Annotated in this window: 21 protein-coding genes; 12 read left to right on the top strand and 9 right to left on the bottom strand. The window is 72.4% G+C overall.

Features of this window, described 5'->3' with window-relative positions:
- Positions 1-8: 8 nt before the first annotated feature.
- From ACIRDU_RS06610 to ACIRDU_RS06620, 3 genes are all read right to left on the bottom strand, one after another.
- On the bottom strand, positions 9-1,274 hold the full coding sequence (locus ACIRDU_RS06610) for an ABC transporter substrate-binding protein (protein WP_403575453.1): 1,266 nt from the start codon (positions 1,272-1,274) through the stop codon (positions 9-11).
- Positions 1,275-1,494: 220 nt separating this feature from the next.
- Positions 1,495-2,742: an ROK family transcriptional regulator gene (locus tag ACIRDU_RS06615; RefSeq protein WP_403575455.1), complete on the bottom strand. Its 1,248-nt coding sequence runs from the start codon at positions 2,740-2,742 to the stop codon at positions 1,495-1,497.
- A gap of 220 nt (positions 2,743-2,962) precedes the next feature.
- Positions 2,963-3,652, bottom strand: coding sequence for an ANTAR domain-containing protein (locus tag ACIRDU_RS06620; protein ID WP_403575457.1), 690 nt, complete (start codon positions 3,650-3,652; stop codon positions 2,963-2,965).
- Between the two features lie 228 nt (positions 3,653-3,880).
- Between ACIRDU_RS06620 and ACIRDU_RS06625 the strand changes: the two genes are divergently transcribed.
- Positions 3,881-4,231, top strand: coding sequence for a helix-turn-helix transcriptional regulator (locus ACIRDU_RS06625; protein ID WP_403575459.1), 351 nt, complete (start codon positions 3,881-3,883; stop codon positions 4,229-4,231).
- A gap of 200 nt (positions 4,232-4,431) precedes the next feature.
- Here ACIRDU_RS06625 and ACIRDU_RS06630 read toward each other — a convergent pair whose 3' ends face one another.
- Entirely contained in the window at positions 4,432-5,688 is a 1,257-nt protein-coding gene (locus tag ACIRDU_RS06630) for a D-arabinono-1,4-lactone oxidase (RefSeq protein ID WP_403575461.1), read from the bottom strand.
- Between the two features lie 176 nt (positions 5,689-5,864).
- Here ACIRDU_RS06630 and ACIRDU_RS06635 point away from each other — a divergent pair, with 176 nt between their 5' ends.
- The 6 genes from ACIRDU_RS06635 (at position 5,865) to ACIRDU_RS06660 (ending at position 13,389) form a co-directional block, all read left to right on the top strand.
- Complete coding sequence (locus tag ACIRDU_RS06635; protein ID WP_403575463.1) at positions 5,865-6,872, top strand: hydroxyacid dehydrogenase; 1,008 nt, start codon at positions 5,865-5,867, stop codon at positions 6,870-6,872.
- 123 nt (positions 6,873-6,995) lie between these two features.
- Positions 6,996-8,315: a radical SAM protein gene (locus ACIRDU_RS06640; protein WP_403575465.1), complete on the top strand. Its 1,320-nt coding sequence runs from the start codon at positions 6,996-6,998 to the stop codon at positions 8,313-8,315.
- Between the two features lie 236 nt (positions 8,316-8,551).
- Positions 8,552-10,048 (top strand): cellulose binding domain-containing protein, encoded by a 1,497-nt coding sequence (locus ACIRDU_RS06645; protein WP_403575467.1) that lies wholly within the window; start codon positions 8,552-8,554, stop codon positions 10,046-10,048.
- Between the two features lie 239 nt (positions 10,049-10,287).
- The gene (gene rsgA / locus ACIRDU_RS06650; protein ID WP_403575469.1) at positions 10,288-11,394 is read left to right on the top strand and encodes a ribosome small subunit-dependent GTPase A; all 1,107 of its coding nucleotides are present in this window, start codon (positions 10,288-10,290) and stop codon (positions 11,392-11,394) included.
- A 91-nt stretch (positions 11,395-11,485) separates the two neighbouring features.
- Positions 11,486-12,898, top strand: a complete 1,413-nt coding sequence (locus ACIRDU_RS06655; protein ID WP_403575471.1) for a DNA-3-methyladenine glycosylase 2 family protein — start codon at positions 11,486-11,488, stop codon at positions 12,896-12,898.
- Positions 12,895-13,389 carry a methylated-DNA--[protein]-cysteine S-methyltransferase gene (locus tag ACIRDU_RS06660; RefSeq protein WP_403575473.1) on the top strand — a complete coding sequence of 165 codons (495 nt, stop codon included), beginning with the start codon at positions 12,895-12,897 and terminating at the stop codon, positions 13,387-13,389. Before ACIRDU_RS06655 ends, ACIRDU_RS06660 begins: the two co-directional genes overlap by 4 nt.
- Before the next feature lie 3 nt (positions 13,390-13,392).
- Here ACIRDU_RS06660 and ACIRDU_RS06665 read toward each other — a convergent pair whose 3' ends face one another.
- Positions 13,393-13,875, bottom strand: coding sequence for a DUF456 domain-containing protein (locus tag ACIRDU_RS06665; protein ID WP_403575475.1), 483 nt, complete (start codon positions 13,873-13,875; stop codon positions 13,393-13,395).
- Between the two features lie 1,198 nt (positions 13,876-15,073).
- Here ACIRDU_RS06665 and ACIRDU_RS06670 point away from each other — a divergent pair.
- Together ACIRDU_RS06670 and ACIRDU_RS06675 are read left to right on the top strand one after the other, a co-directional pair.
- The gene (locus ACIRDU_RS06670; RefSeq protein WP_403575477.1) at positions 15,074-16,051 is read left to right on the top strand and encodes a protein phosphatase 2C domain-containing protein; all 978 of its coding nucleotides are present in this window, start codon (positions 15,074-15,076) and stop codon (positions 16,049-16,051) included.
- Positions 16,052-16,117: 66 nt separating this feature from the next.
- Positions 16,118-17,860, top strand: a complete 1,743-nt coding sequence (locus tag ACIRDU_RS06675) for a pyruvate dehydrogenase (RefSeq protein ID WP_403575479.1) — start codon at positions 16,118-16,120, stop codon at positions 17,858-17,860.
- Here ACIRDU_RS06675 and ACIRDU_RS06680 read toward each other — a convergent pair.
- Positions 17,857-19,155, bottom strand: a complete 1,299-nt coding sequence (locus ACIRDU_RS06680) for a helix-turn-helix domain-containing protein (protein WP_403575481.1) — start codon at positions 19,153-19,155, stop codon at positions 17,857-17,859. The two genes, ACIRDU_RS06675 and ACIRDU_RS06680, sit on opposite strands and share 4 nt — an antisense overlap.
- Before the next feature lie 231 nt (positions 19,156-19,386).
- Here ACIRDU_RS06680 and ACIRDU_RS06685 point away from each other — a divergent pair, with 231 nt between their 5' ends.
- Positions 19,387-20,010, top strand: a complete 624-nt coding sequence (locus ACIRDU_RS06685) for a hypothetical protein (protein WP_403575483.1) — start codon at positions 19,387-19,389, stop codon at positions 20,008-20,010.
- Between the two features lie 426 nt (positions 20,011-20,436).
- The gene (locus ACIRDU_RS06690; RefSeq protein WP_403575485.1) at positions 20,437-20,919 is read left to right on the top strand and encodes an ATP-binding protein; all 483 of its coding nucleotides are present in this window, start codon (positions 20,437-20,439) and stop codon (positions 20,917-20,919) included.
- 57 nt (positions 20,920-20,976) lie between these two features.
- Here ACIRDU_RS06690 and ACIRDU_RS06695 read toward each other — a convergent pair whose 3' ends face one another.
- Complete coding sequence (locus tag ACIRDU_RS06695; RefSeq protein ID WP_403575487.1) at positions 20,977-22,017, bottom strand: DUF2637 domain-containing protein; 1,041 nt, start codon at positions 22,015-22,017, stop codon at positions 20,977-20,979.
- A gap of 304 nt (positions 22,018-22,321) precedes the next feature.
- Positions 22,322-23,173, bottom strand: coding sequence for a (2Fe-2S)-binding protein (locus tag ACIRDU_RS06700; protein WP_403575489.1), 852 nt, complete (start codon positions 23,171-23,173; stop codon positions 22,322-22,324).
- Positions 23,174-23,349: 176 nt separating this feature from the next.
- Here ACIRDU_RS06700 and ACIRDU_RS06705 point away from each other — a divergent pair, with 176 nt between their 5' ends.
- Positions 23,350-24,165, top strand: a complete 816-nt coding sequence (locus ACIRDU_RS06705) for a GntR family transcriptional regulator (protein WP_403575491.1) — start codon at positions 23,350-23,352, stop codon at positions 24,163-24,165.
- 225 nt (positions 24,166-24,390) lie between these two features.
- Here ACIRDU_RS06705 and ACIRDU_RS06710 read toward each other — a convergent pair whose 3' ends face one another.
- The gene (locus ACIRDU_RS06710) at positions 24,391-25,158 is read right to left on the bottom strand and encodes a hypothetical protein (protein ID WP_403575493.1); all 768 of its coding nucleotides are present in this window, start codon (positions 25,156-25,158) and stop codon (positions 24,391-24,393) included.
- Positions 25,159-25,283 lie beyond the last annotated feature (125 nt).

Here is a 25,283-nt window from a genome sequence, read left to right on the forward strand (position 1 = left end):
CCGGTGGTCTAACCGAAGAGCTTCTTGAGTTCGGCGTCGACCTTCTTCTCGCAGGCGGCGAGCTGGGCCTTCGGGTCGCCGTTCTTGCGCACCGAGTTCGCCATGACGTCGTTGAACGCGGCGATCATGGCCTGCGTCCAGCCGATGTTGTCGAAGTGGCCGAACTCGTTGAAGAGCTTGACGCCCTCGGCCGGCAGGCCCGACTTCAGCTTGTCCGCGGACTGGGCGAGGGAGGTGCGCGGCGGGATGTGGAAGCCGTATGAGGTGGCGAAGTCCTCCTGGTACTCCTTCTGGTCGATCCACAGCCACTTGACGTATTCCTTGGCCGCTTCGACGTTCTTGCCCTTGGCGTTGACGAACATCGACCAGCCGCCGTTGTAGACGGACTCCTTGCCGGCCGAACCGACCTTCGGGAAGGGGAAGATGCCGATGTCGTCGCCGAGCGCCTTCTGCATGACCGGCATGGCCCACATGCCGCACCACTGGATCGCCGTCAGGCCCTGGGTGAAGGCCGACGGGTCCCACCAGTCGGCGGGGGCGCCGAGCAGCAGGTCGCCGCTGGTGAACAGGCCCCGCAGCTGCTTGAGGCCGTCGGCGACCGCGTCGGTGTTGAAGGCGGGCTTGTTGTCGGCGGTGAGGGTGTCGGCGCCGGCCGACCAGATCAGGTTGTGCTGCACGGGGGTGAGGTCGTTGCCGAGGTAGGCGCCCTTGACCTTGCTGGTCTTCAGCTTGGCCGCGGCCTCGACCAGCTCCTCCAGCGTGGTCGGCACCTTGACGCCGGCCTTCTCGAACATCGAGGGGCGGTAGAAGAAGAACTGCGGGTCGTCGATCATCCGGACGCCGTATATCTTGCCGTCGACCGTGTGCGACTTGATGTCGGCCTGGTTGAAGTCGTTCTTGACCGGCTCGATGATGTCAGTGAGGTCGGCCACCTGACCGCTCTTGATGAGCTGGATCTGCGGGTGGAACTCGAAGACGTCCGGCGCGTTGTCGGTGAGCAGCGCCGCGAAGAGCTTCTGCTCGAAGTTGTTGCCCGTGATCCACTGCGTGGTCACGTTGGCGCCCTTGTAGGCCTTGGCGTACTTCTTGACGGCCTGCTCGACGCCGGCCTCGCCGTACGCGTGGAAGTACTGGACCAGGTTCTTGCCCGAACCGGACCCGCCGCCCCGCCCGGTGTTGCTGCCGCACGCGGCCAGTCCGCCGGCGGCGGCCAGGCCCATCGCGGCCCGCATAAGGGTTCGGCGGTCCATGTTGGTGTTGCTGAATGCCGACATGCTGACGTCCTTGTCTCGAGTGCGGCTGCGGCTCTGCGGCTCACTGCCTGATGGCTCACGGCCCGAAGGCTCGCGCCAGATGGCTCAAAGAGAGGTGCGGTGCGGGACGCTAGAGCTTCGGCTAAGGCTTCGGCAAGGGGTTGGACGAAGTCTGTGCGAAGCGTTGTGTCCGGTTCGCGATTTCGAACACGCGGAGCTTGTGGAGGAGTTGGTTCCACCGCTACCCGGATGGGGTGGTGGTGCGGCTCCTCACGTGGGCGGTGCGTTTGCCGTTCTTCTGCCCGACGGCCTGGAGCGCGCCCTCCAGTGCGAACGTGGCCGCGCCCAGGCACACCGGGTCGGTGGGGATCGGGGAGAGGACGACCTCGGTGGCAGCCAGCGGCCGTGGCAGCGCGTGCCGGGTCACGGCCTCGCGCACCTCGTGCAGCAGCGGCTCGCCCAGGGTGCGGGCCACCCAGCTGCTCAGCACGACGATCTCGGGGTTGAACAGGTTGACGAGGTCCGCGACACCGGCGCCCAGATAGCGGGCGGTGTCGTGGACGACCCGGCGCGCCACGGGGTCGTCCGCCGCCACCCCGCGGGCCAGGGCGTCGATGGTCGCCGTCTGGTCCTCGGGATGCAACAGTGGGCTGTCAGGGCTGAGTTCGCGCAGGTTCAGCATGATGCCGCGGGCGCCGACGTACGTCTCCACGCAACCGTGGTTGCCGCAGCGGCACAGGCGTCCGTCCAGCACCATCGTGGTGTGGCCCCACTCGCCGGCACTGTTGCTGACCCCTCGGTGCAGCCCGCCGCCGAGGACGAGCCCGGCGCCCACGCCGGTGCCGAGGTTGACCACCACGGCGTTGCCGCGCCCGCGCGCCGCCCCGAACCAGAGCTCGGCGACCGCGCTGGCGCGCAACGGATTGTCCAGGTACAGCGGGTAGGCGATGTGCTCGGTGAGCAGGTCGAGCAGCGGTACGTCGTGCCAGTCCCAGTTGGGCGCGTACTCCGAGATGCCGGTCGCGCGGTCCACCTGCCCCGGCACGCTCACGCCGACCCCGAGCACCCGGGCGCCCTCGATGCCGGCCTGCGTGACCACCGAGCCGACGGCGGTGGCGACATGGCCCACCACCTGCTCGGGCAGGCTCTCGCCGGGCCGGACGTCCTCCTCGGCGCGGGCCAGCACGTTCAGTCCCAGGTCGAACAGCTCGACATGGACGTACGTCTCGGCGATGTCGACGCCGATCAGCGCGCCGCCCGAGGTGTTGACCGCGACCAGGCCCCGGGGGCGGCCGCCCGCGGAGTCCTCGAACCCCACCTCGGTGATCATGCGGAGGTCGAGCAGCTCGCCGACGAGGGTGGCGACCGTCGCGAGGCTGAGCCCCGTGGCCGCCGCCAGTTCCTGGCGTGAGGTGGGTGACTCGGCGATGATCTGGCGCAGCACCTCGTAGCGGTTCGCGGTGCGGATGTCTCGTGATGTGCGCTTCACCGGGGTGCCCCATTCCTTCCCAGACCGACCGGGCCGGGGTCGGACGTCGGCACCGGCGCGGCGCAAGGCTATGGGCTGCCGGGACTTTCGACAAGGGGTTAGGAAAGGGGCTTTATAAAGTGCGCTCCTGGTGAGGACCGGTGGTGGCCGACCGTGGCCCGGCCGTGATGCCTTAGTGCGGGTGCGGGTGCGGGTGCGGGTGCGGGCGGGAGGGCGCGGGTCAGTCTGCGTTCTCGGCGGCTCCGCCCGTGGGGCACACCGGCACCTCGCCCGGGCGGCTCGTGCCGGCGACCGCGGCGGCCAGTTGCTCCTGCACCTGCTCCGGCAGTGTGGTGCCGCGCACGGTGCCCACCAGGTCCTGGGCCAGGTTGTGGAGCTTGGTGTTGGTGTTCTGGGAGGTCCTGACCAGCACGCTCCAGGCCGCCTCGGGGCTCAGGCCGAAGGAGGCCATCAGGATGCCCCGGGCCAGGTCGATGGTGGGCCGGGTCTGCATGGCGCGGCGCAGCTGGGCGACTTCGGCTCGGAGGTCCTGGTCGTCCTCCTGCGGCGGGGTCGCGGCGGGCACGGCCGGGGGCGCGGTGTTCTCGGGCGAGGCGTTCCCCGGCGGGGCGGTGTCCGCGAACAGCTCCCGCGTGCCCGTCAGGTCGAGAAGGCGCTGGACCGCGACGCCGCAGGACCGGACGGTGACCGTCTTGCCCTGGTCGACGGCGCGTGTGCGCAGGTCCAGCAGTGCGTTGAGGCCGGAGCAGTCGCAGAACCCGACCGCGTCCAGGCACAGGTCGATGCCGCCGCCGGACAAGGTGAGCATGTCGTACAGCTCGGGCAGCAACCGCCGGCTGCCCAGGTCCAGTTCGCCCCACATCGTCACGGTCATCCGGTCGCCGTCCGGAACGACGTCCACGGTCGCCATGCAGGGCGGGATCGCCGCCGGAGCACTGTCGACCGCTACGGGTGCGGCGTCCTCCTGCGTGTGAGACCGCGCAGAGTACGCAGGCTCCGGCATGGCCCTGTTCTCCCTTGCTCTGTTCGCCTTGCCTCCGCTTCCAGCGTTGCCCCTCTACCCCACACACGTCAACTGATACATGAAACGTAGTACGTGTTTTTGGGTGCGTGAATGTTCTGTCGCTAGAGTTGGAGCATGGATGGAGTGCCCGAGCCACACACCGGATGGACGTTCCTCACCAATCATGCGCGCGTGCTGGCCGCCATTGCCGACAATCGCAGCGCCCGCATCAGGGACATCGCGGCCCACTGCCGGCTCACCGAACGAGCCGTGCAGAAGATCATCGCCGACTTGGAGCAGGACGGATACCTCTCCCACACCCGGGAGGGACGCTCCAACACGTACCGGATCGACCCCGGCAAGGTGCTGCGCCACCCGGCCGAGGCGGGTCTGACCGTGGCGTCCCTGATGTCCCTGCTCGTCAAGGACGAGGCCGACCGCGCCACGACCTTCGCGTCCCGCGGCCGCCCCCACGCCACGGCCTGACCGACGGACCACCCGCATCCGCGCGGGCACGTCCCCGCACGGAGGGCGGTGGCGCGTCCCCGTGGGTCGCGACGGTGTCCCGGCCGGGGGAGGGGCTCTCCACGGGCGTGCCCGCGCGGCCGCACGCCACGGCCTGACCGGCAGGCCAACCGCACACGCCCGACCGGCCGGCCGGTGTCCCCCCACCGCGTGAGCGCCCGTCACGCCTCCGCCAGAGCGTCCCGCACGAAGGCGTTGGCGAACTTTCCCCGTGGGTCCAGCTCCTGCGTCAGCGCCCGGAAGTCGCCGAGCCGCGGGTAGAGGTCGCGCAGGGCGGAGGCGGGGACGGTGAACACCTTGCCCCAGTGCGGCCGTGCCTCGAAGGGGGCCAGCGCCTCCTCGACCCGCCGCACCACCGGCAGCACCGCCCGCGTGTCCTCGACCCAGGTGAAGTGCGCCGCGACGGTGTCCCGGCCGTGCGAGGGGCTCAGCCACTGGTCGTCGCCGGCGACCGTGCGTACCTCGCAGGTCTGCAGGACGGGGGCGACCGTCTCCCGGATCGCGTCGAGCGCGTGCAGCATCTCCGCGGCGTGCCCGCGCGGCAGCAGGTACTCCGACTGCAGCTCCGCCCCGCTGCTCGGGACGAACTCCGCCCGGAAGTGCGGCAGTCGCTGGTGCCACGGCCCGGGCACCCCGAACTGCTCGGTGCAGTTGACCGCGGGCATGCCCGGCACCGGGTGCATCTTCTCGGTCGCGGGAGCGGCCCAGGGGAAGGCGGGCAGCGGCTGGTCGGTGCGCCGCTTGAGCCACACCTGCCGGAAGCCCGGCTCCCGCCAGTCGGTGAACAGGCTGACGCTGTACCCCGTCGCCATCACCGTCTCGAACGCCCCGGAGTCCAGGCCCTCCAGCGGCAGTTCGGTGAACACGTACTGCTCGACCTCGTAGGCCGGCTCCAGGTCGAGGGTGAGCGCGGTGACGACACCGAGCGCGCCGAGTGACGTGACGGCCCCGCCGAACCGCTCCTCGTCCCGGCCTATGGTGACCGTCGAGCCGTCGGCCGTGACCAGGTCCACCTCGCGCACGGACACCGAGAGCGGGCCGTTGAGCACCCCCGAGCCGTGGGTGCCGGTGGCGACCGACCCGGCCACCGAGATGTGCGGCAGGGACGCCATGTTGTGCAGTGCGAGCCCCTGCCCGTGCACCCGGCGGGCCAGCTCCGCGTAGCGCACGCCGCCGCCGACCCGGACCGTACGGGCGGCCGTGTCGACGTCCACCTCGGGGGGCAGGTCGGCCAGCGACAGCAGAACGCCCTCGGGGCCGGGTTCGGCGATCTCGTTGAAGGAGTGCCCGCTGCCCAGGACCCGCACCCGGCCGCTGTCCGCGACCAGCGCGCGCAGCGCGGTGAGCGAGCGCGGTCGGTGCAGCTCCTTGGCCGCGTAGGTGATGTTGCCCGCCCAGTTGGTCACGGTCCCGTTCATCGCGCAGTCCTTCCCCGAGGCAGCGGGGACCGGGAAGCCCCCGCCGGAACCTACCCAGGCCCGGTGTCCATTGCCGCTGCCGCCGGCTCGGCCTACCGTAGGCGCTGTAGAGAGCGGTTTCTACAGGTGTCGCGGGAGCCGTTCAGCAGCGTCCCCCGAGCCGGAAGGTCACCTCCTTGAGTCAGCGCCCCCAGGCACTGTTCGCCATGGCCGCCGAGAACGTGCCACAGGTCTTCCCGCCCGAGGTGCTGGCGCGACTGCGGAAGTCCCTGGACATCGATCCGGACCTCGTGGCCCAGGACTTCAGCGACCCGCGCGTCCTCGGCGCCCTGGCCCGGGCGGAGATCCTGGTGACCGGCTGGGGGTGCCCGCGCCTCGACGAGCCGGTCCTCGACGCCGCCCCCCGGCTGCGGGCGGTGCTGCACTCCGCCGGCTCCGTGAAGTCCTTCGCCACACCCGCCCTCCGGGAGCGCGGCATCGCCGTCTCCACGGCGGCCGCCGCCAACGCGCTGCCGGTCGCCGAGTACACCCTCGCCATGATCCTGCTCGCCGGGAAGGACGTCCTCGCCGCCCGCGACCGGATGCGCACGTCCCGCGTCTGCGCAGGCTGGGGCGTCATCCCCGGCATCGGCAACTACGGCCGCCGGGTGGGCGTCATCGGCGCCTCCCGCATCGGCCGCCGCGTCCTCGAACTGCTCCGCCCCTTCGACCTGCGGCCGGCCCTCACCGACCCGTACGTCGACGAGCGGCAGGCCGCCGCGCTCGGCGTCCCCCTGCTGCCCCTGGACGAGCTGTTGCGCACGTCCGGCATCGTCACCGTCCACGCCCCCGAGACACCCGAGACCCACCGCATGATCGGCCGCCGCGAGCTGGCCCTGATGCCCGACGGGGCGGTGCTGATCAACACCGCCCGCGGCGCGCTGGTCGACCACGACGCCCTCGTCGCGGAACTGCGCACCGGGCGCCTGACCGCGATCCTCGACGTCACCGACCCCGAGCCGCTCCCCGCCGACTCACCGCTCTACGACCTGCCCGGCGCCTTCGTCACCCCGCACCTCGCCGGCTCCCAGGGCAACGAGCTGGCCCGGCTCGGCCTGACGGTCACGGAGGAGGCGGAACGGCTGCTGGCCGGGGAGGAACCGGCGTACGCGGTCGACTGGGCGGCGCTCGCACGCGAAGCCTGACAACCGCCCCGGTGAACGTCGTGAACGGGACATTCCCCTGGCTCGGGGGGACCCGGTACCGGCCGCGTACACCCATGGGCATACCGTGAGGAGTCGTACGTCCGAACCGGGAGGAGTAACGGGATGGGCAGCCGTACCGCGCTGGTCGAGGATCTGATGGAGCGGTTCCCGCACGTGCCGCGGGAGGCCGTCTTCAAGGAGGACCTGCTCCGCGGCGGTGTCGCCTTCGACCCGTCCGCGCTCAGCGACAACGAGGGCGGCGAGGTCAAGCCGAAGTCGTACTTCATCTTCTCCTTCGACCACGGCACCCTGCCCGAGCTGGGCGAGGCCGCGCTGCGCCGGCCGCCCGAGGAGATCATCCTCACCGGCGGCCCCTACGACCTGCGGCGCACCGTCGTCTCGGTCCGGGTGAACCCCTCCTCGCCCTACCGTGTCGCCGCGAACGAGGACGGCGTGCTCGGCCTCTACCTCGACGGCAAGCGGATCTCCGACGTCGGCGTGCCGCCGATGCCCGAGTACTACCGGCACACCCTCGCCAACGGGAAGTCGGTCATGGAGGTCGCCCCGACCATCCAGTGGGGCTACCTGATCTACCTGACCGTCTTCCGGGTCTGCCAGTACTTCGGCGCCAAGGAGGAGTGCCAGTACTGCGACATCAACCACAACTGGCGCCAGCACAAGGCCGCCGGCCGGCCCTACACGGGCGTCAAGGACGTCGAGGAGGTCCTCGAGGCCCTGGAGATCATCGACCGCTACGACACGGCGAAGACCTCCACCGCCTACACCCTCACCGGCGGTGCCATCACCAAGACGGTCTCCGGCCGTGACGAGGCCGACTTCTACGGCCACTACGCCAAGGCCATCGAGGAGCGCTTCCCCGGCCGCTGGATCGGCAAGGTCGTCGCCCAGGCGCTGCCGCGCGACGACGTCCAGCGCTTCAAGGACTACGGCGTGCAGATCTACCACCCCAACTACGAGGTGTGGGACGAGTACCTGTTCAAGATGTACTGCCCCGGCAAGGAGCGGTACGTCGGCCGCGACGAGTGGCACAAGCGCATCCTCGACTCGGCCGAGATCTTCGGCGCGCGCAACGTCATCCCCAACTTCGTGGCGGGTGTGGAGATGGCCGAGCCGTTCGGCTTCAAGACGGTCGACGAGGCCATCGACTCGACCACCGAGGGTCTGCGCTTCTTCATGTCGCACGGCATCACGCCCCGCTTCACCACCTGGTGCCCGGAGCCCACGACGCCGCTCGGCAAGGCCAACCCGCAGGGCGCGCCGCTGGAGTACCACATCCGCCTGCTCCAGGCCTACCGGCAGACCATGGAGGACTTCGGACTCTCCTCGCCCCCCGGTTACGGCCCGCCCGGAGCCGGCAACGCGGTCTTCTCCGTCAGCTCCTTCATGGACAGCCTCCCGGCCGACGAACCGACCGCCGTCTGATAACGCTTCGATGACGTCGTCCCGTGTGGCGGCACAGCTTTGAGTCGCAGGGCGGCCGCATCCGTATGCCACTCCGAAACCGGAGTCGTAGGGGTGCGGCCGCCCTGTCGTGATATCTGAACAGGGCGCTTGTCAGTTGTGTGGGAGGCGTGAAAAGCTCTTGCCCTGCCGCGAGGTTCCCCCCAACTCCAATGCCGCTGTGGTGAGTTGACCTCGCTTGTGGATGCAGGAGTCTCATGCCCGACCTGCCGACCCCTCAGGACGCCACCGAGGCCGCGCTGTTCTCCGAGTGCTGGGACGCGGTCCTCGCGTACGCCGATCTGTGCACGTCCGGTTCCACCGCCGCCGCACAGTTGGGCCGCGAGGCGTTCGCACACGGCATACGCGAGGCCCGGGCCGCCGAAACCGGCCCCGTCCGCGGCACCGGCCGCCGCCCGGCCCGGCTGCCCCGTATACCCCTGCTGCTGACCGCCGTACGCACCGTGGCCGCGGCCTGGGAAGAGGAGGGGCAGGGCCACAAGCTCGACCCCGACCTGCGGCTGTGGCTCAACTCGGACAAGGCCGCCCGCTACACCGGCCCGCCCCTGCAGCGCCCGCTCGCGCTGCGCGGCCTGCGCGATCTCCAGCAGCCCGACGCGGAACTGCTGTGGTTCGCCGAGGTGGAGGCGCTGCCGCTGCCCCTGGTCGCCCGCCGTCTGGGCCTCGACCCGGCCGGCGCCGCCGAGGAACTCCAGCAGGTGCGCACCCTGTTCAGGGACCGCTGCCACCGCAACCACCTCGACACGCCGATGGACGCCCGGTGCCGCAGCTACGCCCGGCTGCTGGACGCCGTCACCCGCTCCTCCGCCGCCGACACCCCCGGCGACCTCTCCCGCCACCTCGCCACCTGCGTGCAGTGCGCCGAGGCCGCCGCCTGTCTGCGCCTGCACGGCGGTGGACTGCCCGGTGCGCTGGCCGGCGGGGTGATCGGCTGGGGCGGCCTCGCCTACCTGGAGCGCCGCCGCCGCGCCGCCGAAGTGCGGCTCGGCGCCGGCCGCCCCGGCTCGGCCGGACAGACGGCAGGAGAACCGGAGGACGGGGAGCAGAAGGCGCGCGTCGCCCGCAACGGCCTCCTCGTCGCCGCGGTCCTGGTCTCCGCGCTGGCCCTCGGCGTCTCGCTGATGCCCTTCGGCGGCGAGGGCGACGACCTCGGCGCGCGCGGTGGCGTCGACCGTCAGCCGGTGGCCGACCCCGGCCCGTCCCTGCCGTCCGCCCCGTCCCTGCCGCCTGCGACCTCGAAGCCGGCCGACCGGAAGGCCGACGGCACGAAACAGCCGGACAGCACCGGAAAGCCGGAGGACGAGAACCGCCACACCGAGCCGCAGGGCACCTCCTCGCCCACCGACCGGCCCGAACCCGACGAGGAGAGCGAGGACCCCGTCTGCCGGGTCGAGTACGACCTGGTCAACCAGTGGCCCGACGGCTTCCAGGCCACCGTCACCGTCACCAGCGCCGAGTCCCTCGACTCCTGGCGTGTCGCCTGGTCCTTCCGGGACGGCCAGCAGGTCGGCCAGATGTGGGACGCCTCCGTCGCCCAGGACGGCTCCCGCGTCACCGCCACCGCCGCCGACTACAACAAGTCCGTCCCGGTCGGCGGCGACGTGGCCTTCGGCTTCATCGCCTCATGGCACGGCAAGAACACCCCGCCGTACGACTTCGAGCTGAACGGCCACGCCTGCGCGAAAAGCAGTTGACGTGCCTCGGCGGTGACGGGATAGCGTTACGGCGGTTCCGCGCACACGGCGGGACCGTGCATTCGGCGGTACCGCGCACACGGTCCGCGAAGAGAAGAAGCAGAAGGACGAGGAGGTGTCGACCGATGGCTGTCATTGCGATGAGCGCTGCCCGCATCCGGTTCATCAAGTCCACCTCCGTGGCCGCCGGCTGATCCGACCGACGGTCGGGCCGGGGGCCGACCTTGGAAGGGTCACCCTTGTCTTCCTCCTCTGCTTCATCCGTTTCCACCGCTCTCGCTCCCTACGGCTGGGACGAGGCCTGGGCCGAGACGTTCGCCCCGTACGCGACGGAAGGGCTGCTGCCCGGCCGGGTCGTCCGGGTCGACCGCGGGCAGTGCGACGTCGTCACCGCCGACGGGCCGCTGCGGGCCGACACCGCGTTCGTCACCCCGCACGACCCCCTGCGGGTCGTGTGCACCGGCGACTGGGTCGCCGTCGAACCCGGTGGGAATCCGCGCTACGTCCGCACCTGCCTGCCGCGCCGCACCGCCTTCGTCCGCTCCACCTCCTCCCAGCGCTCGGAGGGGCAGATCCTCGCGGCCAACGTCGACCACGCCGTCATCGCCGTGTCCCTCGCCGTCGAGCTGGACCTCGGCCGCATCGAGCGCTTCCTCGCGCTCGCCTGGGAGTCCGGGGCCCAGCCCGTCGTCGTCCTCACCAAGGCCGACCTCGTGCCGGACGCCGTGACCCGCTCGCACCTCGTCCAGGACGTGGAGACGAGCGCGCCCGGCGTGCCGGTCGTGCCTGTCAGCTCCGTCGACGGGGACGGGCTCGACGTGCTCGCCGCGATCGTCGGCGGGGGGACGTCCGTGCTGCTCGGGCAGTCCGGCGCGGGCAAGTCGACCCTCGCCAACGCGCTGCTCGGCGAGGACGTCATGACCGTCCAGGCCACCCGGGACGTCGACGGCAAGGGCCGTCACACCACGACCACGCGCAACCTGCTCGCACTGCCCGGCGGGGGCGTCCTGATCGACACTCCCGGGCTGCGCGGCGTCGGCCTGTGGGACGCCGAGACCGGCGTCGGGCAGGTGTTCTCCGAGATCGAGGAACTGGCCGAGCGGTGCCGCTTCCACGACTGCGCCCACGAGGCCGAGCCGGGCTGCGCCGTGCTGGCCGCCATCGAGACCGGTGAGCTGCCGGAGCGACGGCTGCAGAGCTACCGCAAGCTCCTGCGGGAGAACCGGCGCATCGTCGCCAAGACCGACGCCCGCCTCCGGGCCGAGATCCGCAAGGACTGGAAGCGGAAGGGGGCGATCGGCAAGGCCGCGATGGAGGCGAAGCGGGGACCGCAACGGCGTTCGTGACCGCGCCGCCCCACCGCCCGGGCCCCGGTCCGATCGTGGTGTCCGATTTCCGCCAGCGGCCGCCCGGCCGACGGCGGAGACTGGACCTGTGATGGACCAGGGAACGGACGAAGACACCAGGTACGAGGCCGTACGCAGTCGCGACGCCCGTTTCGACGGCGTGTTCTTCTTCGCCGTCGAGACGACCGGCATCTACTGCCGGCCGAGCTGCCCCGCGGTCACCCCGAAGCGGGCCAACGTACGGTTCTTCGCCACGGCCGCCGCCGCGCAGGGCTCGGGATTCCGGGCCTGCCGGCGGTGCCGCCCGGACGCCGTGCCCGGCTCCGCCGAGTGGAACGTCCGCGCGGACGTGGTGGGCCGGGCCATGCGGCTGATCGCCGATGGCGTGGTCGACCGGGAGGGCGTCGCCGGGCTCGCCGGACGCCTCGGCTACAGCGCACGGCAGGTGCAGCGGCAGCTCACCGCCGAACTCGGCGCCGGGCCGGTCGCCCTCGCCCGGGCCCAGCGGGCCCACACCGCGCGCGTCCTCGTGCAGACCACCGAGCTGCCGATCACGGAGATCGCGTTCGCGTCGGGCTTCGCCAGCGTGCGGCAGTTCAACGACACGATCCGGGCCGTGTACGCGTCGACCCCGAGCGAGCTGCGCGCCGCCGCGCCGGGACACGGCCGGGACCGCCGCACGGCCACCCCGAACGCCGGTATCCCGCTCCGGCTCGCCCACCGCGGCCCCTACCAGGCCGGACCGGTCTTCGACCTGCTGGAACGCGAAGCCGTACCCGGCATCGAGGAGGTGAGCGGCCCGCCCGGCACCCGCACCTACCGCCGCACCCTCCGCCTCCCGTACGGCACCGGCATCGTCGCCGTCGACGAACGCCCGGCCACCGCGCGGACCGGGCTCGGCGCCCACCCGGGCGGCTGGCTCGACGCCCGGCTGCACCTCACCGACCCGCGCGACCTCACCACCGCCGTCCAGCGCCTGCGGCGGCTGTTCGACCTCGACGCCGACCCCTACGCCGTCGACGAGCGCCTCGCCGCCGACCCGCGGCTGGCACCCCTGGTCGCCGCCCGGCCCGGGTTGCGCTCACCGGGCACCGCCGACCCGGAGGAACTCGCGGTGCGCGCGCTCACCGGCCCCGCCGAGGCGGAACGGCTCGTACGCCGCTACGGCAAAACCCTCGACGCCCCCTGCGGCAGCCTCACCCACCTCTTCCCCGAGCCCGCCGTCCTCGCCGGGGCCGAACCCGGCGGCACCCTCGGCGCGCTCACCGCCGCCCTCGCCGACCACGCCGTCCGTCTGGACCCCGGCGCCGACCGGGACCACGCGCAGCACGCTCTGCGTGCCGTGCCCGGCCTGGACGCCCGTACCGTGGCCGAGATCCGCACCCGCGCCCTCGGCGATCCGGACGTGGCCCCGCCCGGCCTCGGCGTCCCCGACCACTGGCGCCCCTGGCGCTCGTACGCTGTGAACCACCTGCGCGCAGCAGGGGAGTGGGAGTTTCGATGACCGACCCGACCTACTGGACGAGCGTGACCGGCCCCCTCGGGCCGCTGCTCCTCACCGCCGCCCCGACCGGCGAGCTGACCTCCCTGTCCGTGCCCGGCCAGAAGGGCGGACGTCAGGTGCGTGACGACTGGCGGCGCGACCCCGGGCCCTTCCGGGAGGCCGAGGAGCAGCTCGCCGCCTACTTCGCCGGCGAACTGAAGGAGTTCCACCTGGCCTGGCGCACCGAGGGCACCGCCTTCCGGGAGAAGGTCTGGGCCGCGCTGGACGACATCCCCTACGGCTCGACCACGACGTACGGCGAGATCGCCGCGCGCATCGGGGCGCCCCGGGCGGCCGTGCGGGCCGTCGGCGGTGCGATCGGCGCGAATCCGCTGCTCGTGGTCCGCCCGTGCCACCGGGTGATCGGGGCGGGCGGCGCCCTCACCGGATACGCGGGGGGCCTGGACCGCAAGGTGCGGCTGCTGACGCACGAGGGTGTGCTGCCGGCTTGAGGCTCAGCTCCAGAAGACCGCGCTCACCCAGGCCGCCGCGATCAGCTGGCAGGTGAACAGTTCGGCCAGGATGCTGGAGCCGCCCGCGCGCAGGACCGTGCGCAGGGCGGCGACCGCGTCGGCGTGACGGCCGAGGCGGCGCCGTTCGAAGAGGTAGACACCGGCCAGAAATCCGGGGATCGCCCCGAGGACGGGGACCAGGACGAAGCCGAGGAGGGAACCGGCGCCGGCGCAGGCCAGCATGCGGCGGGTGGTGCCGTTCATACGCAGCCGCCGGGGTGGCAACGCCCAGCGGACGGCCTGTGAGACGAGCAGCAGGACCGTGGCTCCGACCAGCACCCACCAGGCGACGGGCTGCGGATCCTTCAGCGCCCACCACATGACCGCGGCCCACACCAGCCACGATCCCGGCATGGCGGGCAGCAGCACTCCGCACAGACCGAGCAGGATGACCAGCCCGACCAGCAGGAGGTCCCACACTCCCATCTGACCAGCCTGCCGGAACACGCGAGAACGCGCAGGTCAGAAGCGTGGCCGGGGTCCAGACCCGCAGGTCAGCCGCTCGCCGCCGACCGGGCGCCCGATATCGCATGACCGTTCTACGGCTCACTCGACGTGCCGGTCGCCGCCCCGTGGCCGGCCGGTTTTTTCCACAAGCCCCGTTTTCATCCCGCTCGTGCGGTGGACAATTGAGGGCATGAGCCAGCAGGGGGGAAGGCCCACCGGTCATGAGGACGACTGGTGGAGGCAGTTGTACGACGACTCCACCGACGACACGGGCCCCACACCGGCACCGGATTCCCTGGACGACCGGTTCGCTTCGGCGTCCGGGGCCGTGGGGGACGGGCCGGAGGGGCGCTCCGGTGCCTCGGACGGGGCGGTGACGCGGCCCGTCGGTGCGGAGCCTGTGGTTCCGGCGCCCCGGGCCGGGGCCGATGACATGCTGGACGCGCTCCGTCCGACCGACCGGACCCCGGGGCGCGCCCCCTGGGAGCCGCCGCCGACCCAGCCACCCGGGCCCGTGAGCTTCCCGGCCACGACGAAACCGCCGGGCCGCGCCGGGCACCCACCCGACCGCGCCCCCACGGACGCGCGCACAGGGGACGCAGCCTCGCCGGCAGGCGCGCATACGCCTCCGGCCGGGCTCACCGACGACGCAACCCCGCCCGTAGCCGGCCCTCGCGCGTCCTCGGCGAGCCCGGGTCAGCCCGCCGGGGCGACACCCGCCGCACGGACGCCCCCCGCGCCCCCACCCCCCACGGCCCCTCCGTCCTGGCCGGACCCCGAGGCTCAACCGGCCACGGCGGCCGGCGCACCGGCGAGTCCCACCCCTACCGCACCCGCCACCGAGCCCGACGGGCCCGCACCCGCACCGTCCGGCCCGAGCGAAGCGGCGTTGCCCGCCGCCGAGCCCCCCTTCACGGCCCACCCTGATCCGGCCGACCGGCCGCCCGTACCTCCACGGCCCAGCACCTGGCCGTCGAACGCTCCCGGTCAGCCGCCCGTGCCCCCACGCCCTGTTGAACCGCCGCCCGAGGGGCACCGGCCCGCCGACGCACCGCCCGAGGCGTACCGCCCCGCGGATCCCTCGGCGCCGCCTCGCCCCGCGACGCCTCCCCTTGCGTCCTCGCCACCCACCACCAGCCCCGCGCCCGACCGAGCGGGCCCCCGGATCGAGCGCCCCGTGCCGGCCCCCCGGCCCCGTGGCCACGTCGGCACCCGGCCGCCGACCTATGACGCCGAACCCACCGCTCTCCCGGCCGCCGATCCGGATGATCTCGACGACCTCGTGGCGGACACCGTGCTCGACGGGGCCCGGTACGGAGCCTGTACGTTGCGGGCCGTCTCCGTGCGCGGGGACTCCGCGCGGTATCGGGGGGAGCCCCGCAGGGATGCGCTGCTCACCGCACGGTTCGGGGCGGGGGACCACGCGCTGCTGCTGGTGGCGATGGCGACCGGGGCCCGGGCCACGCCGGGCGCGCACCGGGCCGCCGCCGAGGCCTGTCAGTGGATCGGGCGGGCCGTCGGGCGCAGCCACGCGCGCCTGGTCGAGGACATAAGGGACGGCCGGCGCGGCGACCTGAAGTCCGGGCTGCACCGGCTCACCGACCGCAGCCTCGGCAAGCTGCGGGCCAGCGCCTCCGAGCAGGGCGTCGACCCCGAGGAGTACGCGGCCAGTCTGCGCTGCCTGCTGCTGTCGGCCGACCCCGCGTGCCGTACCCGCGTGTTCTTCGGGGTCGGGCCGGGCGGACTGTTCCGGTTGCGGGAGGGGGAGTGGCAGGACATCGAGCCGCGGGCCGCCGATATCAAGGGCGAACCCGTGGTGGGGTTCGGCTCACCGCCCTCCGAGACCCCCGAGGGCGACCGGCTCACCATGGACCTGGGCATCCCGACCCCGCCCAGTCCGTACGAACCGGCGCCGGAGCCGCCCCGCGAGCCCTTCCGCTTCCGCACCTCCGTCGCCCGCCCGGGTGACACGCTCCTGATGTGCAGCAGCGGTCTCGCCGAGCCCCTGCGCGGTGAGCCCGAACTGGGCGAGTACCTCGCCGAGCGATGGTCCCGCCCCGAACCGCCCGGCCTCGCCGCGTTCCTCGCCGACTCCCAAGTGCGGGTCAAAGGTTATGCAGACGATCGTACGGCCGCCGCGGTGTGGGAGGCGTGAGAGGGCCCTGTGTGACTTGATGGAACCCGGAGGGATCCCAGGAGACCGAAGGGGCAGACGAGAACCATGGCCAAACAGAACGTCGCGGAACAGTTCGTCGACATCCTGACCCGCGCCGGGGTCAAACGCCTCTACGGCGTCGTGGGTGACAGTCTCAACCCGATCGTCGACGCCGTCCGCCGCAACTCCGCCATCGACTGGATCCACGTCCGGCACGAGGAGACCGCCGCCTTCGCCGCCAGTGCCGAGGCGCAGATCACCGGCGGGCTCGCCGCCTGCGCCGGTTCCTGCGGCCCAGGCAACCTCCACCTCATCAACGGCCTCTACGACGCCCACCGCTCCATGGCCCCGGTCCTCGCCCTCGCCTCGCACATCCCCTCCAGCGAGATCGGCCTCGGCTACTTCCAGGAGACCCATCCCGACCGGCTGTTCGCCGAGTGCAGCCACTACAGCGAGATGATCTCCAGCCCGAAGCAGATGCCCCGGCTGCTCCAGACCGCCATCCAGAACGCCGTCGGCCGCAGCGGCGTCAGCGTCGTCACCCTCCCTGGGGACATCGCCGACGAGCCCGCCCCGGAGCAGGCCGCCGAGACCGCCCTCGTCACCTCCCGCCCGACGGTCCGACCGGGCGACGCCGAGATCGACCGGCTCGTCGAGATGATCGACGAGGCCGGCAAGGTCACTCTGTTCTGCGGCAGCGGCACCGCGGGCGCGCACGCCGAGGTCATGGAGTTCGCCGGGAAGATCAAGTCCCCGGTCGGGCACGCCCTGCGCGGCAAGGAATGGATCCAGTACGACAATCCCTTCGACGTCGGCATGAGCGGACTGCTGGGATACGGCGCCGCCTACGAGGCGACCCACGAGTGCGACCTGCTGATCCTGCTCGGCACCGACTTCCCCTACAACGCCTTCCTCCCCGACGACGTGAAGATCGTCCAGGTCGACATCCGGCCCGAACACCTCGGCCGCCGCTCCAAGCTGGACCTCGCGGTGTGGGGCGACGTACGGGAGACGCTGCGCTGCCTGATCCCGCGGGTGAAGGAGAAGAAGAACCGCCGCTTCCTCGACCGGATGCTGAAGAAGCACGCCGACGCGCTGGAGGGGGTCGTCAAGGCGTACACGCGCAAGGTCGAGAAGCACACGCCGATCCACCCCGAGTACGTGGCGTCCGTGCTCGACGAAGTGGCCGCCGACGACGCCGTGTTCACCGTCGACACCGGCATGTGCAACGTCTGGGCCGCCCGCTACATCTCACCCAACGGCCGCCGCCGCGTCATCGGTTCCTTCTCCCACGGCTCGATGGCCAACGCGCTGCCCATGGCGATCGGCGCGCAGTTCACCGACCGCAAACGGCAGGTCGTGTCGATGTCCGGCGACGGCGGTTTCTCCATGCTGATGGGCGACTTCCTGACGCTGGTGCAGTACGACCTGCCCGTGAAGGTCGTCCTGTTCAACAACTCCTCCCTCGGCATGGTCGAGTTGGAGATGCTGGTCGCCGGCCTTCCGTCGTACGGAACCGCCAACAAGAACCCCGACTTCGCCGCCGTCGCCCGCGCCTGCGGTGCGTACGGGGTGCGCGTGGAGAAGCCCAAGGACCTCCCCGGGGCCCTCAAGGACGCCTTCAAGCACAAGGGCCCGGCCCTCGTCGACGTCGTCACCGACCCCAACGCGCTGTCCATCCCGCCGAAGATCAAGGCCGAGATGGTGACCGGCTTCGCGCTGTCCGCCTCGAAGGTCGTGCTGGACGGCGGGGTCGGCCGGATGCTGCAGATGGCCCGCTCCAACCTGCGCAACGTGCCCCGGTTCTAGCGGTAGGGCGTCCACTCGCGCGCGGAGGTGTCGTACACGTAGCGGGGCAGGTCCTTGATGCCGCTGGTCCGGAACGGGCGGCCGTCGTCGTCGATCCGGACCGTGCCGGTGCGGCCCTGGGAGGACCAGTCCAGCTCCAGGTACCAGCGGCAGTCGCACGCCTGGGTCCTGGCGTTGACCAGCAGTACCTCGGGGTCCCGGGCGGAGACCCGGTAGGGCATGCGCACCGCCGGGATCGGCGTACCCGCGTCGCTCCCGGCGACCGCGCGGGCGATGGGGCGGTCCTTGTCGAGGTTCACGTCGAAGGAGCGCGGAGTGATCGAACCTCCGCAGCCCTGGTCCATGGCGTAGGCGTTGCCCGGGGCGGGTGCCGAACGTCCCACCACGCGCACGCGCAGCGCCTCCAGCACGACCGCCGTGTCGGTCCGCCCCTGCACGGACAGCCGCACGAGCGTCTCACCGCCGTGCACCGCGTTCTGCGCGGCGGCCCAGACGCCGGCGTCCTGCGGGACCGGCGGCGGCGCCACCTGCCCGGGCGGCCTGGCGACGACGTAGTCGTGACCGCAGCCGAGCTTCCAGGCCTGGGAGTCGGCCGACCAGGTGAGGGGGGCTGCGGGGGCGGCCGCGCCGGCGGGCGGGGTGGTGCGTGCGGAGGAGGAGGGGGAGAGCTTCTTCTTCGGAGGGGCGGAGGGCGAGCGCGGCTTGGCCGTAGGAGAGCCGCCGCTCGGAGCGGGGGAGGCGCTCTCGCGGTCCGGGGCGTCTGACCCCGCCGTACCGGACGGGGCCGGGCCCGCCGACGGGACACGGACGTCGGCGGACGCACGCCGCCCGTCCGGCAGTGCGGCGAGGCTCCCGAGTGCCGCGAGCACCGCGCAAGCGGCCGCCAGTCCGACCGCGACGCGTCCGCGGAGGTACCAGGGGCGGCGGGGGAGCGGGTCAGCTTCCGCAGGCCTTTCGACAGGGCCGTCCACCGTGGCGGCGTCCGTATCCGTGTCCGCCTCCGCCGTACCGGCAGGGCTCGCCGTGCGGGGCCGCTGCCGCGCCGCCACCGCCAGGAGCCAGCGGCGGTGGAGTTCCAGGCGTTCCTCCGGGGACGCCCCGCACAGGGCCGCGAAACGCTCCACGGGGGCGAAGTCGACCGGGACCGCCTCGCCCGCGCAGTAGCGGTGCAGGGTCGAGGTGTTCATGGCCAGGCGCCGGGCCAGTGAACCGTAACTGCGGTCCGTGCGCTCCTTCAGCATCCTCAGCAGCGCCGCGAACTCCCCGACGTCGTCGACGTCCTTCTGTGCCGACACCGTTCCCCCGTCCTCACGGTCCGACCCGGCCCGGAACGGCATCCCAGGCACCCCATGTACCTGCACGTCAGACGGGCTGGGATGGTTCCACCGTGCCGGATCGGATGCGGGCTGTTGCATCCGCCCGGTGTGACCGCTGATGCTTTTGGTGTCGCACCGAGCAGGTCCGGGCCGACCAGCCGGCCTCGCCGCGGCATCGACCATCCACGCATTCACCCACGGGGGACACCCATGCCCAAGCACATCCGAGCGAGCGCGCTCACCGCACTCACCGTCGCCGCCCTCGCGGCGGGCACGGTCCTCACGGCACCGGTCGCCGGTGCCGCGCCGAAGGCCGCCGCTCCGAAGTTCCTGTCGGCGTCCCAGCTGCCGCCGCACCCGACCTCCGCCTGGACGGCCGGCCCGGTCACCGAAGGGTTCCCGGAGGGGCTCGGCACCTGCGTGAGCACGGAGGGCGTGCCCTCCTACGACTACCGGCACCGGGAGTTCCGGACCGACCTGGACACCAGCGCCGTGCAGCTGACCGTCGTGGCGGACACCGCCGCCCTGGCCAAGGCCCTGGCGAAGCACTACGACGACCTGATCCGCAGCTGTGCCGACCGAATCGAGAAGAACGACCCGGACGTCGAGGCGGAGGGCCGGGACTACGGTTCGCTGCCGGTCGAGGAGGGCGCCCGCGTCCGCGGCCTGCACACCGAGACGTCCTGGGGCGCCACGGACATCTCGCTGCTGTCCGTCGGGCGCGACGGCAGGACGGTCACGGTCGTGGGGTGGGGCCAGATGGGCGACTTCGGGGACGCCCCCGTCGGCGCCTTCAAGAAGACGACGACCACCGCCGTCAACAAGCTGTACTGACCGCGCCCGACGGAAGACCGGGGGCCGTCCTCCCGCCACGGGGGTGGGGGAGGACGGCCCCTACTCGTCTCGGCGCCCGTCAAGACCGTCGTACTTCGGCCAACTTCACCGCAGCGCCGCGCACTCCGGCCCGCAGCCCCGGCCCTGCACCGCGTACGCAGGGATCGACAGCCGGCCGTCGGCCCATCGTCCGATCTCCGGCGGTCAGGATCCGTCCGGGGGACGATGACCGGCTACCCTCTTGTCCCCTTCCTCTCCATCGTCGTACCGCTCGGCGGCCTGCCGCCCGGGCCGCCCGCGCCGTTCCGGTGGCCGAACACCCGACGTCGACGATTCGACATGACTGCCGCGTTCCCGATGGGGCATGGATCCCCGTGAACATGTTCGAGCAGGAGGGGAACCGACATCGGCGCGCGGGCGGGGGTCATGGAGAGGCAGGCACGACGAGGCGGTCCCATAGCGATCGGGGGCTTCTCGGCGAAGACGGTGAAGGACAGGACCGACGAGGTCAGGGAGCGGGCGCCGGCGCCGCAGTTGAGGCGCAGACTCGGGAGGGCGGACCTGCGGGCCGTCCCGGAGGCCCGCAGGGCCCTGCGGGAACTGCTCGGACAGTGGGGGAAGCAGGGGCAGTCGGACGTGGCGGAACTGCTCACCAGCGAGCTCGTCACCAACGCGATCGTCCACACCGACCACGACGCGGTCCTCACGGCCACCGTCGGACCCCGCGGGCTGCGGGTGGAGGTACGGGACTTCGTGGCGCGCAGGCCTCGGGTGCGGGTACCGGTCGCCGACGACGGTACGAACGGCAGGGGTCTGTTCCTGGTGCAGTCCCTCGCGGACGCCTGGGGGGTCCGGCCGCACGGCGTGGGCAAGGCCGTCTGGTTCGAGCTGGAGGCCGAGGCGGCGTGAACGCCGAAGGGGCGCGGCCCGCAGGCCACGCCCCCTCGATGTCGCGCTGCGGCTCGGCTAACCGAACTGCTGCTCGAGGTCCTTGAGCTTGCGCTCCAGGGAGTCGAGACGCGGCAGTGCCATGGTGTCGTCCTCCGCGGTGAGGTCCACGGTCACCGGGTCAGCTCCTTTGCGTACCGGCTGAAGGGAGGGACGCGAGCGGGCGGGCAGGGGCTCCGGCGCGGATATGGCAGGCTCCGCGGAGACCTGCGAGGAGCCGCGCTCCACCTGCACCTCCACCTGCCGTCCGCCGCCACGGCCGAAGTGGCCGCGGTGACCACGGCTGATCGCCTTCAACTGGGCCCGCTCCACGCGCTGCTGATCGCGCCTGCGCTGCCGGGCCTCTTCCTTCTTGCGCTTGTCGTCGCGCACCTCGTCGACCGCCTCGTCCAGGCTGCGCACACCCTCGAGGAGCATCAGCGACCAGGCGCGGTAGGTCTCCCGGGGGGCCCGCAGCCAGCGCACCATACGGATCTGCGGCAGCGGGCGGGGCACCAGGCCCTGCTCCCGCAGGGCGGCCCGGCGGGTCTGCTTCAGCGCGCGGTCGAAGAGCACCGCCGCCGACAGGGACATGCCCGCGAAGAAGTGGGGGGCACCCGCGTGGCCGATGCCCCGGGGTGCGTGCACCCAGTTGAACCAGGCCGCGGCGAAGGCGAACGTCCAGACCAGTATCCGGGAGCCGAGAGCGGCGTCACCGTGACTGGCCTCGCGCACCGCGAGGACGGAGCAGAACATCGCCGCGCCGTCCAGGCCGAACGGGACGAGGTACTGCCAGCCGCCGGACAGCCCGAGGTTCTGCTCGCCGAAGCCGACCAGGCCGTGGAAGGAGAGCAGGGCGGCGACGGCCGCACAGCAGAAGAGGAGGAGATAGGAGAGGGTGCCGTAGACGGCTTCCTTGCGTCTGCGGCGTTCCTCGCTGCGCTCCCAGGAGTCGTCCGCGCTCGTGTCCTTGACCGAGGAGCGCTTGCCGCGCGCGAGCACCGCCACCGCCGCCAGCATGCCCAGGAGAAGCACGGCGCCCGGAAGCAGCCAGTTCAGCGATATGTCGGTCAGTCTCATCTGGGTGGTCCCTTGCATTGGGATAGGGCGTAACGCCCGCCATAGTGGCCCAATCCCATCGGCCCTCAGGGGGTTTCGGGGCAAGAGGCCGCCAAGGAAGTGCAAGGGAATGCCCAGGGCGGCGTTCTGCTCGAACTGCCGCTTGAGGGGCGGGAGTTGAGTTCGAACAAGACTACCCACACGAGTGGTTCTCCGGAAAGTTCCCGTGGCGCGTGAGGAAGGTGTGAATCGCCTGTGGACGTGTGGGTGTCCGGTTCCGCGATGATCTTACGGGACGATCGGAGTGATCGACCCCGCGAGTACGTCAACTGGCCGTGGCCAGCAGCTTGGTGACCCGGTCCGTGTCGCAGGTGCGCGGGCAGGTGGCGCAGGTGTCCTCCGGGCGCAGTGTGTAGAACATGCAGCAGCTCGCGCGGTCCCGGGTGAGCAGCGGCTCGCCGCCGGGGCCGGTCAGCTCCCGGAACGCCGCCGTGCCCACGTACGGCTTGGTCGCGCCCGGCAGCAGCAGCTCCAGCTCGCGCATCGCGCGCCGCTCCTCGGTCTCCCCGAGCAATTGGGCGACGTACCAGAGGCCTTCGACGATCTCGTCGGTCGCCATACCCCACAGAGCGCGTCCGCGGCGCCGCATCCGGGGGCCGAAACCGGCCAGGACCGGTTCCAGGTGCTCGGCGACCGCCGACCGCACCTCCGCCCGCAGCGCCTCCTCGTCGGGAACGACCCGGGCGCCGGGCAGCACGGCCGCCTCGTCGCCGGGCAGGCAGGCGAAGCCGGCGGGGCGCACGGCCAGGTGCCCGATGGCGTGGCCGGGGGCCGTGCGGTCGTAGGAGACGTGTGTCACGGGATAGCGGGGGACCCGGCGGTGCAGGAACCACGGCACGGTGATCAGGAGGCAGGCGGGCCAGGCGTAGCGGTGCAGACCGAAGCTCGCGACGACGTCGGGGCGGGCCTGTCGGCCGTAGTCCCGCTCGATCTGGTCCACGTCCCACGCCAGGAAGCGGTCCAGGGCGGGACCGGCGGCCGCGAGGTCGGCCGCCGCGGTCCAGCCACCGCCCTGGGGTACTTCGTCCTCGGTGTTCAGTTCGGTGACGGCGAGCCCCGGCAGGATCTCGGCCAGGCGGGTGTAGGCGCCGGAGACGGCCGAAAGGAGCGCGGGCATGTGATCACCGATCCGTCGGGGTGAAACGGGGCTTTGAAGGTAAGCCTAACCTTACTCAAGATCTCCGGACATGGAACTGGGATTTGAACTGGGGGCCGGGGCGCTTATGGTGCTTGACGGACGAGTAACAACCCGCCGTAATGACCCCAAGTACCGATACGTCCGGAGGAGGACCCGTGAAGCAGGGAGCGCAGGGCTCCGCGGAAACGGGGACTCCGTGGCGGGCGGCGGGTTCGGCCGGACCGGCGGGTGTGCCGGCCGGGCAGGCGCGCGTGCCACAGCAGTCCGGGGCGGTGCGGGGGGAGCACACCCACAGTGAGCCGCCCGTCCCGGTCGTTCCGCGGGTTCGGCCGGTGGTCCAGCGGGCCTCCGTGCGGGGGCAGATCCTGGACGCGCTGCGTGCCGCGCTGGTGGCGGGGGATCTCCGGCCGGGTGAGGTGTACTCGGCGCCGGCGCTCGGGGAGCGGTTCGGGGTCTCGGCGACGCCGGTCCGCGAGGCCATGCAGCAACTGGCCCTCGAGGGGGCCGTCGAGGTCGTGCCGAACCGTGGGTTCCGGGTGGTCGAACGGGGCGTGCGGGAACTGGCCGAACTGGCCGAGGTCCGGGCGCTGATCGAGGTGCCGGTGATGCTGCGGCTGGCCCGTACCGTCCCCGCCGAACGCTGGGCCGAGCTGCGCCCTCTCGCCGAGGCCACGGTCCGCGCGGCGTCCTCCGGCTGCCGCGCGACCTACGCGGAGTCCGACCGCGGGTTCCACCGGGCCCTGCTGTCCCTCTCGGGCAACGGGCAGCTGGTCCAGATCGCGGAGGATCTGCACCGCAGGGCCCAGTGGCCGCTGGTCGGGGGTGGGCCGGGGGGCCGGGGGCGGGCCGACCTGGTGGCCGACGCGCACGAGCACACGGCGTTGCTGGACGCGCTGATCGCCCGGGACCTGGACGTGGTCCGGGCGCTGGTGGGCGAGCACTTCGCGGGGGCGGCTGCGGCCGGCGCCTGACGCCGGGTGGTGGGTCGGGGCCGCGCCGGGGGGTGTCCGTCCTCGGAACGGCGCGATGGGGTCGGACGCCCCCCGGCACGGCCCCTTGCGTCGTACGGCGGCAGCGCCCCCGCTGCGGGCATGCGTGCCGCTAAGGGCGGCACGGGTGGGCGCAGCGGCACCCCGCACCGCCGGGTTGCGGAACGCCCCGCCTCCAGCGACACCGCCGAGTACCCCACGCCCCCCTCAGGCCGTCGCAGCCGGCGGTACCGGCGGAGCCAGCTGGCGGGACAGCCACGTCGGTACGCCCCCGAGCAGCCGGAACAACCGCCGGGCCTCCTCGCGCAGCCGGGACGCCTCCGGTTCCGTCTCGGTGTCGGCGAGGGAGACCAGCGCGGGCGCCGTGCCGACGAGATAGCCCAGCTCCTCCCGGATCCGCAGCGACTCCGCGAAGCCGTGCCGTGCCTCGGCCAACTCCCCGTCCCGCAGGGCGAGTCCCGCCAGATGACGCCACGTGAAGGACAGCAGCAGCGGGTCGGAGTGCGCCGTCGCGCCCGCGTGGGCCCGGCGGTACGCGGCGCGGGCGGCCTGGGGCGCGCTCGTCAGGTTCTCCGCCAGGAGTCCGCGACGGAAGTCGAGCAGCGCGCGCGCCGGAGCCCCGGGAGGGACCAGCGCCGCCGCCCGCCCGAGCGCGGCCCGCGCCTCGTCGGCCCGGTCCCGCACCCCGAGCAGGGTCGCCGCGTAGGCCAAGTACCCGCGTTCACAAGCGGCCGCGCCCCGTTCGTCGTCGCTGTGGGCCATCGCCTCGGCCGTGCGCAGCGCGTCCTCGGCCTCCTCCCAGCCCTGCTCGGTGTACAGACACCGTTCCACCAGCAACGACGCGCGTTGGAGCGCCGCCGCCGGTGTGGCCGGCAGCAGCAGGGCGGCCGCGTCGGCCCAGCATCCGCGGGAGCGCAGCCGCCATACCGCGGTCTGGAGGGGATCGTCACCGGCGGTCGTTCCGTTACCAGACATGGCGGTATGCGCCACGTTGCCCTCCCCGAGCACGCCATCGAGCTGTTGAGTGGTGGCGGCATCTCAGCACGAATCGGCGGGCCGGGCCAAGAGGGTGGGTGAAGGATTTCACAAAGTCGTGGGAC

Origin of the sequence: Streptomyces sp. NPDC093598 (assembly GCF_044764825.1) — a bacterium.
In the GTDB taxonomy this organism is placed as follows: Bacteria; Actinomycetota; Actinomycetes; order Streptomycetales; family Streptomycetaceae; genus Streptomyces.

Bases quoted from the DNA above. Each gene is read 5' to 3' on its own strand.
- ACIRDU_RS06660 (WP_403575473.1), top strand. From the start codon at position 12,895: ATGACCGACCCGACCTACTGGACGAGCGTGACCGGCCCCCTCGGGCCG.
- ACIRDU_RS06700 (WP_403575489.1), bottom strand. From the start codon at position 23,173: ATGCCCGCGCTCCTTTCGGCCGTCTCCGGCGCCTACACCCGCCTGGCC.
- ACIRDU_RS06710 (WP_403575493.1), bottom strand. From the start codon at position 25,158: ATGTCTGGTAACGGAACGACCGCCGGTGACGATCCCCTCCAGACCGCG.
- ACIRDU_RS06690 (WP_403575485.1), top strand. From the start codon at position 20,437: ATGGAGAGGCAGGCACGACGAGGCGGTCCCATAGCGATCGGGGGCTTC.
- ACIRDU_RS06620 (WP_403575457.1), bottom strand. From the start codon at position 3,652: ATGGCGACCGTGGACGTCGTTCCGGACGGCGACCGGATGACCGTGACG.
- ACIRDU_RS06610 (WP_403575453.1), bottom strand. From the start codon at position 1,274: ATGTCGGCATTCAGCAACACCAACATGGACCGCCGAACCCTTATGCGG.
- ACIRDU_RS06665 (WP_403575475.1), bottom strand. From the start codon at position 13,875: ATGGGAGTGTGGGACCTCCTGCTGGTCGGGCTGGTCATCCTGCTCGGT.
- ACIRDU_RS06630 (WP_403575461.1), bottom strand. From the start codon at position 5,688: ATGAACGGGACCGTGACCAACTGGGCGGGCAACATCACCTACGCGGCC.
- ACIRDU_RS06645 (WP_403575467.1), top strand. From the start codon at position 8,552: ATGCCCGACCTGCCGACCCCTCAGGACGCCACCGAGGCCGCGCTGTTC.
- ACIRDU_RS06685 (WP_403575483.1), top strand. From the start codon at position 19,387: ATGCCCAAGCACATCCGAGCGAGCGCGCTCACCGCACTCACCGTCGCC.
- ACIRDU_RS06625 (WP_403575459.1), top strand. From the start codon at position 3,881: ATGGATGGAGTGCCCGAGCCACACACCGGATGGACGTTCCTCACCAAT.
- ACIRDU_RS06695 (WP_403575487.1), bottom strand. From the start codon at position 22,017: ATGAGACTGACCGACATATCGCTGAACTGGCTGCTTCCGGGCGCCGTG.
- ACIRDU_RS06640 (WP_403575465.1), top strand. From the start codon at position 6,996: ATGGGCAGCCGTACCGCGCTGGTCGAGGATCTGATGGAGCGGTTCCCG.
- ACIRDU_RS06655 (WP_403575471.1), top strand. From the start codon at position 11,486: ATGGACCAGGGAACGGACGAAGACACCAGGTACGAGGCCGTACGCAGT.
- ACIRDU_RS06675 (WP_403575479.1), top strand. From the start codon at position 16,118: ATGGCCAAACAGAACGTCGCGGAACAGTTCGTCGACATCCTGACCCGC.